The organism is Enterococcus caccae ATCC BAA-1240 (assembly GCF_000407145.1).
GTDB classification, from domain to species: domain Bacteria; phylum Bacillota; class Bacilli; order Lactobacillales; family Enterococcaceae; genus Enterococcus_L; species Enterococcus_L caccae.
On record NZ_KE136474.1, the window covers coordinates 152314 to 166414 of the forward strand.

Here is a 14101-nt window from a genome sequence, read left to right on the forward strand (position 1 = left end):
GATTAAATTATAATGATTGTTATTTTTAGCAAAGAATCTTACACGGTAGCATTTATTAACAGTTAGGTTCTATCGAATAGAAATATATACCCTTTTACTTTATTCCCTTGCAACTGACTGTATCTCTTTTCAACTCTTACCTGTTTAAAATACATCTTTAATTCTTCAAGCGCTGGTTTTAAGATTTTCTGATCGATTTGGCCGACTTGATAATTGTTAGGAATCCCTAGCAAAAAGGTCAACGTTTCAAGTGACACCTCCCAGTACCCTTTTTTTTCAACCTGTTTTAATAAGCGATAAAGATTTTTAGCATACTTCTTTTTCAGCGAAATAAATTCATCTAAAGAAAAACATGTAGCATTCGTATTGACCTGATTTAAAAGACAAGTGAATTTAGGGTTAAAAAAAGCTGAGATGGCTTTCTCTTCTTCCAGAAATGTAAAATCCTCAAAAATCGTAAAACGCTCTAAACCAACTTGGTCATCCTCTGTATACATATGAATATAATTAGATTCGATCAGTTTTTGATACATACTATTTAAATCCTTTAGAAATCTAGTATTGGATGTTGACGTATAGTGCGCTAACCGTTTTAATTCATCCCACTTCAAATAAATTTTTTCATATTGTTCCTCTTTTGTTTTACTGAGTATAGAAAAAAACAAGTTAAATTCATTGGCATTAAACGCCCCTAGCGAAACTGTATTTAATTCATTTTTATATTTTACATAGTCGGTCATCCCAATTCCTACTTCCCATTGCTTATTTGAGGGTTATTATAGTCAGTTTGACCTCATAAAGCAATCACTACATACAAAAAGGTACTGATTATCTATCAAAATCTAGCTATTTTCTCAAATTTAATTAGCCGAGAAACCTTTATATATAAGGGGTTTATTTCCTTAATCAATGTTCTTCACATTTAATTACGCAGACACAAATTATAAGTGATGCTATTCTTTGGTTGTAATTTAAACACACAACGGAAGGATGTTTTTTATGAGTAAATCAATTATTATCGTAGGTGCAGGTCCAGGCGTTGGCTATGAAACAGCCAAAAAATATGGTTCTGAAGGGTATAAAGTAGGATTGATCAATATTTTGGAACCTGTTTTAGTCGAGTTGAAAGAAGAACTAGAGCAAGATGGTATTACTGTTTATTATGAAACTGCTGACGCAAGCAACACAGCAGAATTAAACCAAGCAATCGATCGTCTAGTTACACAGCTCGGCGGTTTAACTACTTATTTCTATAATGTTCCTGGTCCTTTAGGTAAATCATACATGCCGATGACGGAGGCGCCCGAATCGTTATTTTCTTTATTTTTACAATTAAGAGTCACTTCTGTCTTAACTTCTGTTCAACATGTATTGCCTTATTTAGAAGAAAGCCATGGTTCTGTGTTGATCTCTAGTGGGCAATCTGATCGTATTGCTTACCCTTATACTGGTATCATGGGCACTGCCCAAGCTGCTTTGAAAATGTTGATGACTCATTTAAGTCAAGAACTAAAAGAAAAGAATATTTTTGTCGGCTACTTTCCACTAGATAATCCACCTTTGATCACGGATAAGAAAAAAGAGGCTAAAAGGGAAGATCTACCTGGTGGGTTTGAATTAACAAAAGAAATGAGAATCACTGCTAAAGATGTGGCAGAAGAAATTTTCAAAGAAGATATACTTAGAGAAAATTTTGATGTTCGGATCAAAAAAGCATAACTTTCCCTTACTATCTAAAAGTGTCCATTAAGTTGGATGCTTTTAGTTTCTAAAAAAAATACATAAGAAAGAAGCCTATAAAAATGACAAAAAAAAAATTAGCTCTCTCAGTTCTAAATCTCGTATCTGTTCGTGAAGGACAATCAACTAAAGAAACAATCCAACATATGGTCGACTTGGCTCAATACACAGAAACTTTAGGTTATGAAAGATATTGGATCGCAGAACATCATAACATCAATGGGACAATCAGCTCTGCAACCTCGATGCTGATCAACCATACACTAGAACAGACTAAAACGATTCGTGTCGGTTCTGGGGGCGTAATGCTTCCTAATCATTTTCCATTAGTCGTGGCAGAACAATTCGGAACACTAGAAACGATCCACCCAAACCGCGTTGATTTAGGAGTAGGACGTGCCCCTGGTGCTGATCCTCATACAGGAAACTCTTTACGACGGGCACTTTTGAATGGCGCTGATACTTTTCAAGATGATATTGCCGAGCTATTACGGTATTTCGGTCCAGAAGAAAAACAAGGAGAAATAAAAGCATATCCCGCAGTCAATACCAAGGTTCCTCTTTATATTCTAGGATCCTCTACCAGTTCGGCAAAATTAGCGGCAAAACTTGGATTACCTTACTCGTTTGCTGGACATTTCCCAAATAATGAAATGGGTGTCGCTCTTGCTACATACAGAAATGAATTTCAACCGTCTGAGTATTTAGACAAGCCTTATGTCATCATTGCATTAAACGTCATTGCAGCTGAGTCAACCGAAGAAGCTCATTATGAATTAACAACTATGCAGCAAATGTACCTTTACGCAATTAGAAACCAAATTCAACCATTGCAACCACCCGTGACTTCTATGGATGATTTATGGAGCCCAATGGAAAAACAATATGTAGACTCAATGTTTGGATTGACTTTAATCGGGGATAAAGACGCCTTAATACCACAACTACAGTTATTTCAAGAGCACTTCCAAGTCGATGAACTCATGGCTACTAGCTATTTGTACGATTTTAAAAAACAAAAAAATTCTTTTAAACTATTAAAGGAAGCTGTAGACGCGTTATAATTTTTCTTGTCTAAAACGATCATTCGTTAGTAAACCTTGTCTTATACAGCAGTGTTCAACGCAACAAAATAAAGGGGATGCACAAAATTGCTGTTCCAATTTTTGTGAATCCCCCTTATTTCCGAAGCCTTCAAATCCTAGTGCTTTAGCACTTAGAAAATAAAGGTACCCTGTATTGTGTATCCTATGAGTTGTTACTGCTCCACCGTTTATCCGAATTCCAAGTGGCTGAGATATAACTCTTCGAGTTATGCCTCAGCCACTTTTTTATATGGGATACTATTTACGTTTTTCCTTTGATAAAAGCTGAATTAACTCTTGTTGCTGTTCAATTACTTCTACCAGTCGTTCGTTCAATTCTATTTGACGACCTCTTTTCGTTCGACGCACTTTCATTTCTACCCATTGACTATTTTTAAACATACGAACCCCTTCGACTAGATGTCCCACTAAAATAATTGCAACGGCACTACTACTCAATCCAACCAGCCAATTCTTTAAGTTAATCAACTGTTCCCACGTTTCCTGAATAAGATTTGGAATGCTCGCAATATTTTTAGTTGATTGAATCAACTCTTTCAATTGCTCTAACAGCGAAAGCACGCTTGGAATCAACTGATCTAAAGTAAATGTGGATTGTCGGAAAATACTTGAGAGTTCCTGTTGAAAACGATTGAGCTCTTCTATACTCAAACTATTGATTCGTTTATCAATCACTATATATGTTTGATACGATTCCATTGTCATTTTTGTTAGGAGTGTTACAAGGACAACTACTAAACATAAATAACCACTCACAACTAATTTCTCACTCAAATGCCACTGGTCATTTTTTCTTAGTCGCCATAAAAAATAACCAATGAGTATTAAGCCAGCTAAAACAACAATACTTTGAAAAATAACCAACATCGTTAACTGAATAACTACCTGATTAACTTTGTCCAAAAGTCCTGCTTGCCAGTCTTCAGTTGAAAAAAAAGTTAATACATTATTGACGGTGATTCGAAAAGAGCTTCGAATGATCTTTTCAATAAAATGTTGTTGATTGATCACTAAGAATAGTATTCCCGCTAGATACATCAGACTTCCTAGATGAACAATCGCTCTTAATCGAACTTTTTTAGTAAAACGTTCTCCCTCTATCATAAATCCTCCTCAAATGAACAACTGAATAAAATATAATTCCACTATATTATTATAACAAAAAAACAAATACTAATATACTTTTTCAAAAATGCCTCTATCGAAAACGCTATACTATTTATTTGATTATAACTTTAAACTACGTTAAACTTTTATAAAGCTTACTTTAGCTTACTTTATTCTATAATTCTATTTTTTTAGATATAGCTTTTATTTCATAAAAAAGAAGGAGCGATAATTAATGTGCACAAGTATTACGATGGCAACGAAAGATCAGACTGTTTTATTAGCTAGAACCATGGATTTTGCAGTTATTCTGGATGGCGAACCAACTTTTATTCCACGAAATAAATTTGTATTCGTTAATGACGAAAATTATGATCAAAAAAACGAATATGCTTTTGTCGGAATGGCACGACAAGTCGATAAAGAACACTTCGTTTTCGCCGATGGCTTAAATGAAAAAGGCCTTTCTTGCGCCGCTCTTTATTTTTCAGGATATGCTGATTATAATAGTCAAGATACTACTAAAAAATATACCTTAGCACCTCATGACGTTGTCCCCTTTTTACTCTCTACATGTTCAACGATTGAAGAAGTAACTCGTACCATGGAAAATGCTCAAGTTGAAAATACAGCCTTAGATTTTCTAGGAATCGTCTTACCTCTTCATTGGGTCATCACGGATAAAACGGGGAAAAGTATTGTCATTGAATACACAGAACAAACATTACACATTCATGAAAACACGATCGGTGTTATGACCAATAGTCCTGATTACAAATGGCATACGACAAACTTAAGAAATTATATTGGGCTTCAACCTAAACAAAAAACAGAAGTTCATTTAAAAGATATGGTCATGAAACCCTTTGGAGAAGGAGCTGGGGCCTTTGGTCTTCCAGGTGATTTCACTCCACCATCAAGATTTGTCAGAGCGGCCTTCTTGAAAGCTTGCTTACAGGATGTCCAAACAGAACTAGATGGTGTTACTGCACTGTTCCATGTGCTTGCTAATGTTGATATCCCTAAAGGTGTTGTAAAAACAACGCAAGCTTATGACTATACGCAATATACTTCTGTTATGGTCAACAGCTCATTGAATTATTATTACAAAACATACAATAATCAACGAGTTCGCTGTATCCAATTAGAAAACGAAGACTTTGATGCTACTTCTGGAAAAATCTGGTCTAATGGTGATTCTGAAGATATTTTATATCGAAATAGCAAAAAATAATCGCTTTAAAAAAAACAATTAACGGGAGTGACACACCACACTAATTTAGTGATGTGTCACTCCCGTTAATCTTTTCTGGCTCTTTATCTATTTTTTATTCGGAAACCTAAAATCAAACTAAATAGAAACAAACTCAGCATTCCAGCCAATAAATTCACTGTATTTTGCTCTACTGCTCCCGTTTTAGGTAGCTGTGCTTGCGCTTGTTCTCGTTGTTGCGGTTGTGCTTTATTTACGTTATTTATTTCTGGCTCAATTGGATCTGTTTTTACTTTTTCATAAATATACGTTATTTCCTTAGGTTGCTCTGTAAAAATTCCTGTATCATCCCCAAGTACTTCTTTTAACTGATAACCTGCGATTTCCTTATCAACTTCATAGTTTGTTCCAATGTCTCCTGTTAAAGTAATACTTGGCTTTAACGTCGTTCCATCTTGATCTTTGAAATTGGTAGTAACACTTGATAGCGTAGGAACATGAATGATGGTTGTTGTCACACTGTTAGACTGTAATGTAAACGGTTGTTGTGCTAAACTAGTCACACCTTCTAAGGACACATTTTGATCAATTGATGCTTGATTGTTCCCAGTTACTTTTACTTGATAAGTAAATGTTATCTTTTCATTTTCAGGTATCTCAGTAAAGGAATAGGCAAACTCCCGACCATTCCAAGCACTATCGTCAATCGGAAGGTCATTGATCTTGGTCGTATTAGGAAGATAGTCAACTCCTTCAGGCAAACTGTTTTTGAGAACACTTTCTCCGACTTTTCCCCCGTTATTTTCTGCTGTTAAAGTATACGTCAAAATATCGCCAACTTTAGCTTCTGAATTACTAACCGTTAGCGGCATCTGAAAATCAGGTGCTACAAAAAGATTTTGTTCGGCTAAAGATAATGGAATCGGTGAGAATGGCTTGATGCCGCCAGCGCCATCTGAAGTCTCACCAGTGAACAAGCCTGGCAGATCAACATGACCAGTGATACTCCCTACTTTTACTTTAAAATAGTAGTATACCTCCATACTGCCTGATAATGACCCTTTAAAAGGAAGATTCATTTCATTTGGAAAATCAGGCATAATGCTAGAAAGACCTTCATCACTAAGATGGGTTGGAGGCAGATCGTTGGAACCAACATAAAATGATTCTGCCGCATACTCCAAACCTTCATTGAACCAAAAAATAATATTATGATCATAAATCTCTTGATTATTATCGAATTCTTTTAGTTGATATCTCATAGAAAAAAGATACGTTTCACCTATCTTTAATGGTGTATTCGCGTCTATTGGCTGACCATCTTCTTCGAGTAGTTGATACTTTACCGCTACTTCCCCTGGCATACTGATTCTATCTGCTCTTGCTAAAGAATCGGGTTGAGGCAATTCAAAAGCCGCTACATGGTCAACGTGAGTAAAAGTCATTAAGATAAACATGATTAGGACAGCTAGTATGCTCGTCCATTTTTTTTGTTTCATTTCTAATGTTCTCCTTCTAAAATACATTTTGATGAACATTGACTTTACCACACTAAACCTGTCTTTACAATTCAGTTTTTACCAGGTAACAGCTTATTTTGATTCATCGCTAAGTAAAATCATCAGCTAATGACTTCTTTTCTTTTCCTGACAGTCTCTTTCAGCAATTCTGTATATTCTTTTTGGTATTTTTTCAAATACGCTTTCAACGACTCTTCTTTTTCTTTTGACCAACTCGGATCATTTTTTATTCCGTTTCCAGCCTCATCCACTTCAACAGTTGCACCATATGTCACGCTTGGATCATTATCCTTTGCAATAATGACATATCGTTTATTGCCTTCTTTGACCTCAACAACGAGTTTACCTTTTCTAGCAATGACCCATGGATGACGCTCAGATAATGGAATAGGATTGAACCCTGTCTCAAGAATATACGTTGAATACAAGACATCTGCTTCTTTTAAAGCATAGCTCCCTGCGTATTTATAATCATCCTGCTTCCAAGAGTGTGCTGCAAGATTCTTTAAATAGCGTTGTTCATCCATTCTCAACTTACCGTTAAACCCTACATAAATCACAGCAAGTATTCCAATTACGATCAAAATTCGCTTATAGTATTTGTTCCATTTCACTTTTTTAGATAAATCTTTTGCCATTTCTGTATCCTCCCGTAATAAATTATCAAGAGAGATACCGAACAAATTACTGATTGCTACAATCGTTTCTAAATCTGGATAATTTCTTCCGACTTCCCAACTTGAGACAGTCGAACGCGAAACATTTAATAAGTCACTTAATTGTTCTTGTGTTAATTCTTTTTTTAGTCGTTGCTCTTTGATTTTATCACCTATGTTCATAGTATCGCCTCCTTCTTTTTTTATTATCTTGATAACTTATAATAAAAGATAGCCACTTTTCGTATCATACTGAAATGTTGCACTGATACAATTCGTATCATGTTGATTTATCAAGGTTTCAAGGAATCAGCACCTCCATATTATAGCAAATAAATACGCAGGCTATTTCCTGTTTAAATAAAAAAAACTACGATCAAAAACGTGTAAAATTCACCAATTTTTGATCGTAGTTTCTCTGTTTCTTACTATTCACTATTAGTCCCTTACACATTCATCTTTCTGCCAGCCATCCATTTGATCATCTCAGGATCTGCATGGGAGAAGAATTGGCTTTCCCCTTCATTTAATGTAGCAATTGCTGCTTTGTCTTCTTCTGACAGTTCAAAATCAAATACAGCCAAATTTTCAGCCATTCGCTCTGGTTTTACCGACTTCGCTAGAACAACAACCTCTTGCTCGATCAACCACCGAACAATAACTTGCGCTACAGATTTATGATATTTATCGCCAATGGTCGTTAGGATTTCATTTGTAAAAATCCCATTTTTGCCTTCTGCAAATGGCGCCCACGCTTCAGGGTGGATTCCTTCTGCTTTTAAGGCTTCGATATTTTTTGTTTGCTGATTGAACGGGTTGATCTCGATTTGATTGATTTGCGGCACTACTTTATTGAACTCAGCTAAATCAACTGCGCGATCTACTGCAAAGTTTGAAACACCGATTGCACGAATTTTCCCAGCTTCTTGCAGTTCCTCGATTGCCCGCCATGCACCATAAACATCATTATACGGTTGATGTAATAATAATAAATCAACATAATTCAGACCTAATCTGTCCAGAGACCGCTCAAAAGATTCCTTGACTCCTTCATAAGAAACATTTTCTACCCAAATTTTAGTGGTAATAAACAGTTCTTCGCGAGGAATACCCGAAGCTGCAATTCCTCTACCGACTGCTTCTTCATTCATATAAGATTGAGCTGTGTCAATGTGACGGTAACCTACCTTGATGGCATCAATCACTGCTTGCTCAGCTTCTTTAGAATCTGTGATTTGATACGTACCGAAGCCTAAAATAGGGATCTCTATTTCGTTATTCAATTTGACTGCTTGCATTTATCTTTCCTCCATCTCTTTTTGGTTCTATGAGTGTCTAACAACTTCACTATAAACTATGGAGTCAGCTTCATAGCAAGCTGTTTATTCTTACTTTTTATGATTTACCTTCCAAAGCTCTTCAACATTGTCTGATGTGACTTCTCCTGTTTTGAACTTGGCGATATGCTCATCATACGTATCGATTTTGTATTGCAATAAATCACGCGTTTTGGTCATTTCTTCTAATTTTCCAGTGATCTCTTGGAGTTGGTCTTGCAAAATCTGTTTTTGTGCCTGCTCAACATTTCCCCCAAGTTGAGAAAGTGTAGCGAATTCGATCAAAGACTCGATAGAGACTCCTGCATGACGTAAACTTTTTGCTAAATAAATCCAATTCAGGTCTCTTGTTGTATAGACACGGTAGCCGTTTTTATCCCGTTTGATTGGCGGAATAACACCCACTCGTTCATAGTAACGAACTGTGTCAGTCGTTAAGCCAAACATTTCAGCTGCTTCTTTACTGTTCAACTTGATTTCCTCCTTGCTTACTTATCCTAAACTTGAATAATCATGATTGATGATTTCTAATAATTTAAACGTATCATGCTCAAATTCAAATTTCAAAATACAACAATTTCCTAATCGGTCTTTTTGATCCACTTCACTAGTATGCGCCCAGTTTCGCATAAATTGACGGCAAGCTGCGCCATGAGAAACCGCTAAAACTGTTTCTCCAGCTTCGTTCATGATGTCCATCAAGGTTTCGGACACTCGTTGTCTAAATTGAACTTCTTCTTCTCCGCCAAATCCAGCGAAGAAATCACCATATGGTAATGGTGGATTCAGTGATTCACTCTCTGATTCAAATCGTCCAAAATTCCATTCTTTCAAGCCTTTTACCCTTTTATACGATTGGTCAGTAACTTGTTCCAACGTATCACTTGCTCGTTCAGAAGTAGAAGCGTATGCGCTATCAAAAGTAATGTTACGATCCTTGAAATAGATTCCTGCAATTTGTGCTTGTTTAATGCCTTTTTCTGTAAGTGGAGAATCACACCAGCCTTGAATTTTTTTCTGTTGATTGAATAATGTTTCGCCATGTCTCATCAAATATAATGTTTTGGTCATAACCTTGTCCTCATTTCTATTCGTTATGTTTACCATAAACCATGAAGTGAACTCCAAGGCAAGTAAAAAAGCTGAACTTTTCTTGTTCAGCTTTTTTACTTATTCGAGCAATCGGCCTTCATCATGCCAAGCGCCATACATTTTTTCTGCCTTTGTATTTTCCAGAAATTTATCCAGGCGTTTCTCAAATAATTCCGGCTGATGTTTATAATTTTGAATCGTATCGATGCGGATACGGCGATATAGCTCTGGAAAACTTAGGAAGATATCATAGACTTCTGGATTTTCTTTGAGTCTTTGTTCTATGATTTCATCTATTTGAAAAGAAGCTTCCGTCATATCTGGTAGAACTTTTCTACCTTGTTCTGTCATCAATCCTAGTCGTTCTAGACGACGGATGCGTTCTTTGTTTAATTCCGTCCAAGGACTTTTTTTCGCTCTGGGTGACAGACGTTGTGCGGTTTGGGTATCAGAAATTTTCTTTTTGATGCCATCGATCCAGCCGAAACACAACGCTTCTTCTACAGCATCTAAATATTGGATTTTATTAGGTTCAGGTTTGATGCTGACAATGACCCAGCAGTACTTTTCAGTTGTGCTGTTGGTCTTTAGCCAGGTTCTTAGTTCTTGTCTAGTGGTTATAGGTAACAGATTATCGATTTCCATTTAGACGACTCCTCTTAGTTGATTAGGAGTATTATACATGAATCTAACTAAAAAAAGAAAAGACTTAAGGCGTTGCAGCTACTTGCCATAAAATCGCGGCTTTATATTTCCCTTTTTGAATGATTTCATTGGAAAATATATTTAACTGCACGCCTGTATTCTTCGACTCCCAGCTTTTGCTGATATTGTATTCTCCAGATTCTGAAACTGTTCCAACTTCAACAGGTTGTGCTTCACCTTTGTATAGTGGCACTTTCGTTGTATCATTTACTTTATACCAAATTGCTCTTGATAAGACTTCACTTGGATTTTCTTCGCTTGTTAATGGTTGCTCTAATGTTGCAGTCAAAGTCCATGATGTTTTGCTATTTCGTGTATCGCCAATAATCAACGGAATATCGTATACAGGTTGTTCTTCTTTAATAAAGGGACGAGTTAAATAGGTATCACCAAAGTTTAAACTTGATGGGAATGATTCAATAAACAACTTTCCTTTAAACTTGTAATATACAGAAACACCATCGATTTCAATTGGAATGGACGATTCTGCACTAGGAGATTCTGTCAATTCATACTGTTTTTCCTTAATTCCTTGAACGGCTTTTTGGACGACAACTTCTTTCGTTAAATCTTTTATCTCCCCTACATTGCCCATCAACTCAATCGGCTCACGCAATTGTTTTCCTGCTTCGTTCAAAAATAGAATTCGAATCGAAGCATCATTGATCTCCATTTCAAGATTGAGTACTAATTTACTATTGGAAGTAGTAACTACCATTGAATAGATTTTAGATTCTGGAATAATGCCAGGCGTTGGTAGTTGAGTAAGGTTGACTAAAATCATGTTTGCATCCAATTTTTCATAATTGCCAGCCTGATCGAACATCCATAATTCTAACGCTGATTTATTTATGATTGTTGTTTTCAATTCACTCTCTGTTTTAGGATAATCCTTTTTTTTCATGCTAAAATGATTTCCTTTTAACAAAAACGTCCCATCCGTCACGACTTGATCGTTTTCCTTTTTAACAAAAATCGGTACTTTAATTATCGCTTCATTGCCTGCTCCATCTTTGGCGATCAATTCGAAATTAGCTGGCCCTAATTGTTTCACTTTACTTTCGATTTCTTGATCTGGTTTTAGCGAAACGGTTATTTCTTCTTCAGATGAATAATCATCACTTAATGCGCTTACGAATTGTTTATAGTCGGTCGCCTCTAAAATTTTTGAGGCGTCGCCTTGACCAAGTACGGTTAATTTTCCAACTCCAGCTGGTGGAGCATCGTCTATTGTATAAGAAACAGAAGAGCCTTCTATTTGCATATAGTTACTTCCTGAAAGATTACTGGTAACAGTTGGTTTAGCCAACGATTGGAACCCTTCATTTTTTATTTTAAAGCTCACTTCTACCTCTTTATTTTCAACCGAAAGATCCGCTAAGTTCACCTTTAGAGAGCTTTCAAAAATGGTAGGCGTCACACTTTGTCCATTCACAACAAGTGAACCTTCTTGATATACTTGACCACTAGTTAGACCGAATGTTATAACAGGTTTTAACAAATCTCTTATTCCACCATTGTATTCTCCTGAATAGTGTACCATAAGCTCTGAACCATTCCTTACTACATTGTCACTATTCATTACATTTCCTGCCAAATCAAGGACACTCAATGTATCTTCGTAATAGATTAAGCCAGGAACACTGGCAAATGAAACCATCGCACTTTCAGTTTTCCCTCCTGTAGATCCTGTAAAGCCCCAATAAACAGAATCCGTATCAAATGTTGAGCGGGGTATTATTGCCTTTACAGGTTCTAATCCGTCAAGTTGATATTCCAGCTGTCCATTATTTGATGCATCCCATGGTGACCAAATAATACTGAACTTTCTCCATGTATTATCACCCAACTTGAAGCTCGGATACTGTACTGAATGATGCTTCAACGCCAAAATCTTATCCCAACTGCCAAGTTTATATTCTTCTATTCGATCTGGAAATGTATATGCAACATGCCCAAAACCATTATTCAGGTCAATACCATTATCATAATAACCATCACCAATTTGATTATACGTATCAAATTCAACAGCCAAACTTTTTTTCATTGATTTAAGTAACTGGGGAGGATCATAATAAGAACGGATTATGTTAGGATATACGCCCAAAGCACCACCTAAATTTTTATCGAAAGTTATTGTTGCACCTATGTCATTATGCATAACAAACGTCACACCATCAGCATCACCGTCAATTTTTATAAACATCTCTGCAATAAATTTTTTCGTTAAATTCAATTTCATGTCATCTGTTGAAAAAATAGCCCCTGTTTGATTATTCTCATTTTCAGTGATAATTACTTTATTATCTACTATCTTACTTTTTGCTAATGATGGTATCTTAAAAAGTCCCTCTAACGGAATTCCTGGAACTGTACTATCAGAGAAATTACTTCTATTATGGATAAGGTCAGAGTGATTCTGTTTTTCTCCTGATATCGCTTGTATTTTCGTTGAAGGACTTGTAACGATAAATAAACACAAACTAAATAGCATACCAAATCCGCACATCAGCGTTATTTTTATTTTTTTCATGCACTGCACCCTTTCTATAAGGATTTATAATTTATCTCTTCCTTTTAAATATGAATAACCCTATGCTAAAACAGATCGTAAGTAGTGTTATTATTACTATGAGCCACCTAGCATTAAAGTTACGAGGGGTCTTTTTCTGAGTAGGTTGTTTAATTTTTTGTGCTGCTACTTTCGATAACGTAAAGTTTTTTACCCAAGTCCAAGTCCAGCCATTTTCAGTAGTGATTTGAATATTCGCTGTATATTCACCTGCGGTTATTTCTTTATCAGATAAAAAAACAGGCAAATTAATCATTGAATTCGGTGCCATTCTCATATTATTTTTCTGTAATTCAAATAAATTTTTTGTTTTTCCTTTTTCGTTGATACGGATTTTTGCTGTCATATTTTCCAAAAAAATCCCTTTTGTATTAGATAGATTCACAAATAATGTATAGCTTCCTTCTTTTAATTTTAGGGCGATATCATTTAATTTCAGCTCAGGTGTTACTTTTTTTACATCTGATTCATGGAGCAGCACACCAATCAAAAAGGCGAATTTGTTAACAATTGCATTTTGTTCCGTTTGCTCTTGCTTTTCTTGAAGTACGGGTTTCAACTGGATGCCACCTGCAACATACCCTTCAAAATTAGTTACTGGCATAGTTAGGTCAAATGCAATTACCTCACTACTATTTGCTGGAATCACGACTTCATCCGGTCCTTTGATAATTTCGGCTAAATCATATTTTAGTGACGTATCTTTTTTTAACTCATTCGGTCCATATTCAATAACACCATTCCCATTTGTTTTAGCACTATTGATTCGAATCTCGATGTTCATTGCTTGATCCGATGTATTATTTACTTTTAAATGGATCGTTTGAGTTTGGCCTGCTTTCATTAAAAGGTCATAGTAACCAACTTCTTTATCAACTTGATTTTCAGGAAATAGAATTTCATAGGAAAATCCACTGATCTCATTGGTCGTATCTTCTTCCGCAAAACTAATACTAGGATATAGAAATAGAAACAAAATCGCTAATAGTCCCAAATAGATTCTCTTTTTTTCCATTGATTCCTAACCTCTTAATTCATTTTTTAATGAACAAC

The 14101-nt window shown here is 35.8% G+C and carries 13 protein-coding genes; 3 read left to right on the plus strand and 10 right to left on the minus strand.

What is annotated here, in order from left to right:
* Positions 1-62: 62 nt before the first annotated feature.
* Positions 63-740 carry a replication initiation protein gene (locus I580_RS11180; protein WP_010770524.1) on the minus strand — a complete coding sequence of 226 codons (678 nt, stop codon included), beginning with the start codon at positions 738-740 and terminating at the stop codon, positions 63-65.
* Between the two features lie 259 nt (positions 741-999).
* On the opposite strand from I580_RS11180, the gene I580_RS11185 reads away from it, so the two are divergent.
* Complete coding sequence (locus tag I580_RS11185) at positions 1000-1719, plus strand: SDR family NAD(P)-dependent oxidoreductase (protein WP_010770523.1); 720 nt, start codon at positions 1000-1002, stop codon at positions 1717-1719.
* 83 nt (positions 1720-1802) lie between these two features.
* Complete coding sequence (locus tag I580_RS11190) at positions 1803-2804, plus strand: LLM class flavin-dependent oxidoreductase (RefSeq protein ID WP_010770522.1); 1002 nt, start codon at positions 1803-1805, stop codon at positions 2802-2804.
* A gap of 279 nt (positions 2805-3083) precedes the next feature.
* Here I580_RS11190 and I580_RS11195 read toward each other — a convergent pair whose 3' ends face one another.
* Positions 3084-3950, minus strand: a complete 867-nt coding sequence (locus I580_RS11195) for a hypothetical protein (RefSeq protein WP_010770521.1) — start codon at positions 3948-3950, stop codon at positions 3084-3086.
* Between the two features lie 238 nt (positions 3951-4188).
* On the opposite strand from I580_RS11195, the gene I580_RS11200 reads away from it, so the two are divergent.
* Positions 4189-5187, plus strand: coding sequence for a linear amide C-N hydrolase (locus tag I580_RS11200; RefSeq protein WP_010770520.1), 999 nt, complete (start codon positions 4189-4191; stop codon positions 5185-5187).
* Positions 5188-5270: 83 nt separating this feature from the next.
* On the opposite strand, the gene I580_RS11205 is transcribed toward I580_RS11200, so the two are convergent.
* The 8 genes from I580_RS11205 to I580_RS11240 all read right to left on the minus strand — a co-directional run bounded on the left by I580_RS11205 (position 5271) and on the right by I580_RS11240 (position 14063).
* Complete coding sequence (locus tag I580_RS11205; protein ID WP_010770519.1) at positions 5271-6665, minus strand: MucBP domain-containing protein; 1395 nt, start codon at positions 6663-6665, stop codon at positions 5271-5273.
* A gap of 122 nt (positions 6666-6787) precedes the next feature.
* Positions 6788-7525, minus strand: coding sequence for a helix-turn-helix domain-containing protein (locus I580_RS11210; protein ID WP_010770518.1), 738 nt, complete (start codon positions 7523-7525; stop codon positions 6788-6790).
* Positions 7526-7788: 263 nt separating this feature from the next.
* Positions 7789-8640: an aldo/keto reductase gene (locus I580_RS11215; RefSeq protein ID WP_010770517.1), complete on the minus strand. Its 852-nt coding sequence runs from the start codon at positions 8638-8640 to the stop codon at positions 7789-7791.
* A gap of 90 nt (positions 8641-8730) precedes the next feature.
* A complete protein-coding gene (locus I580_RS11220) occupies positions 8731-9150 on the minus strand; it encodes a MerR family transcriptional regulator (protein WP_010770516.1) in 420 nt (139 codons plus the stop codon).
* 21 nt (positions 9151-9171) lie between these two features.
* Positions 9172-9750 carry a histidine phosphatase family protein gene (locus tag I580_RS11225; protein WP_010770515.1) on the minus strand — a complete coding sequence of 193 codons (579 nt, stop codon included), beginning with the start codon at positions 9748-9750 and terminating at the stop codon, positions 9172-9174.
* Positions 9751-9849: 99 nt separating this feature from the next.
* Positions 9850-10416, minus strand: a complete 567-nt coding sequence (locus I580_RS11230; protein WP_010770514.1) for a YdeI/OmpD-associated family protein — start codon at positions 10414-10416, stop codon at positions 9850-9852.
* A gap of 64 nt (positions 10417-10480) precedes the next feature.
* Positions 10481-13009 (minus strand): L-type lectin-domain containing protein, encoded by a 2529-nt coding sequence (locus I580_RS11235; protein ID WP_010770513.1) that lies wholly within the window; start codon positions 13007-13009, stop codon positions 10481-10483.
* Between the two features lie 31 nt (positions 13010-13040).
* Positions 13041-14063, minus strand: coding sequence for a WxLIP family cell surface protein (locus tag I580_RS11240; protein WP_010770512.1), 1023 nt, complete (start codon positions 14061-14063; stop codon positions 13041-13043).
* Positions 14064-14101: the final 38 nt, after the last annotated feature.

Bases quoted from the DNA above. Each gene is read 5' to 3' on its own strand.
- I580_RS11180 (WP_010770524.1), bottom strand. From the start codon at position 740: ATGACCGACTATGTAAAATATAAAAATGAATTAAATACAGTTTCGCTA.
- I580_RS11200 (WP_010770520.1), top strand. From the start codon at position 4,189: ATGTGCACAAGTATTACGATGGCAACGAAAGATCAGACTGTTTTATTA.
- I580_RS11230 (WP_010770514.1), bottom strand. From the start codon at position 10,416: ATGGAAATCGATAATCTGTTACCTATAACCACTAGACAAGAACTAAGA.
- I580_RS11235 (WP_010770513.1), bottom strand. From the start codon at position 13,009: ATGAAAAAAATAAAAATAACGCTGATGTGCGGATTTGGTATGCTATTT.
- I580_RS11190 (WP_010770522.1), top strand. From the start codon at position 1,803: ATGACAAAAAAAAAATTAGCTCTCTCAGTTCTAAATCTCGTATCTGTT.
- I580_RS11205 (WP_010770519.1), bottom strand. From the start codon at position 6,665: ATGAAACAAAAAAAATGGACGAGCATACTAGCTGTCCTAATCATGTTT.
- I580_RS11195 (WP_010770521.1), bottom strand. From the start codon at position 3,950: ATGATAGAGGGAGAACGTTTTACTAAAAAAGTTCGATTAAGAGCGATT.
- I580_RS11210 (WP_010770518.1), bottom strand. From the start codon at position 7,525: ATGAACATAGGTGATAAAATCAAAGAGCAACGACTAAAAAAAGAATTA.
- I580_RS11225 (WP_010770515.1), bottom strand. From the start codon at position 9,750: ATGACCAAAACATTATATTTGATGAGACATGGCGAAACATTATTCAAT.
- I580_RS11240 (WP_010770512.1), bottom strand. From the start codon at position 14,063: ATGGAAAAAAAGAGAATCTATTTGGGACTATTAGCGATTTTGTTTCTA.
- I580_RS11215 (WP_010770517.1), bottom strand. From the start codon at position 8,640: ATGCAAGCAGTCAAATTGAATAACGAAATAGAGATCCCTATTTTAGGC.
- I580_RS11185 (WP_010770523.1), top strand. From the start codon at position 1,000: ATGAGTAAATCAATTATTATCGTAGGTGCAGGTCCAGGCGTTGGCTAT.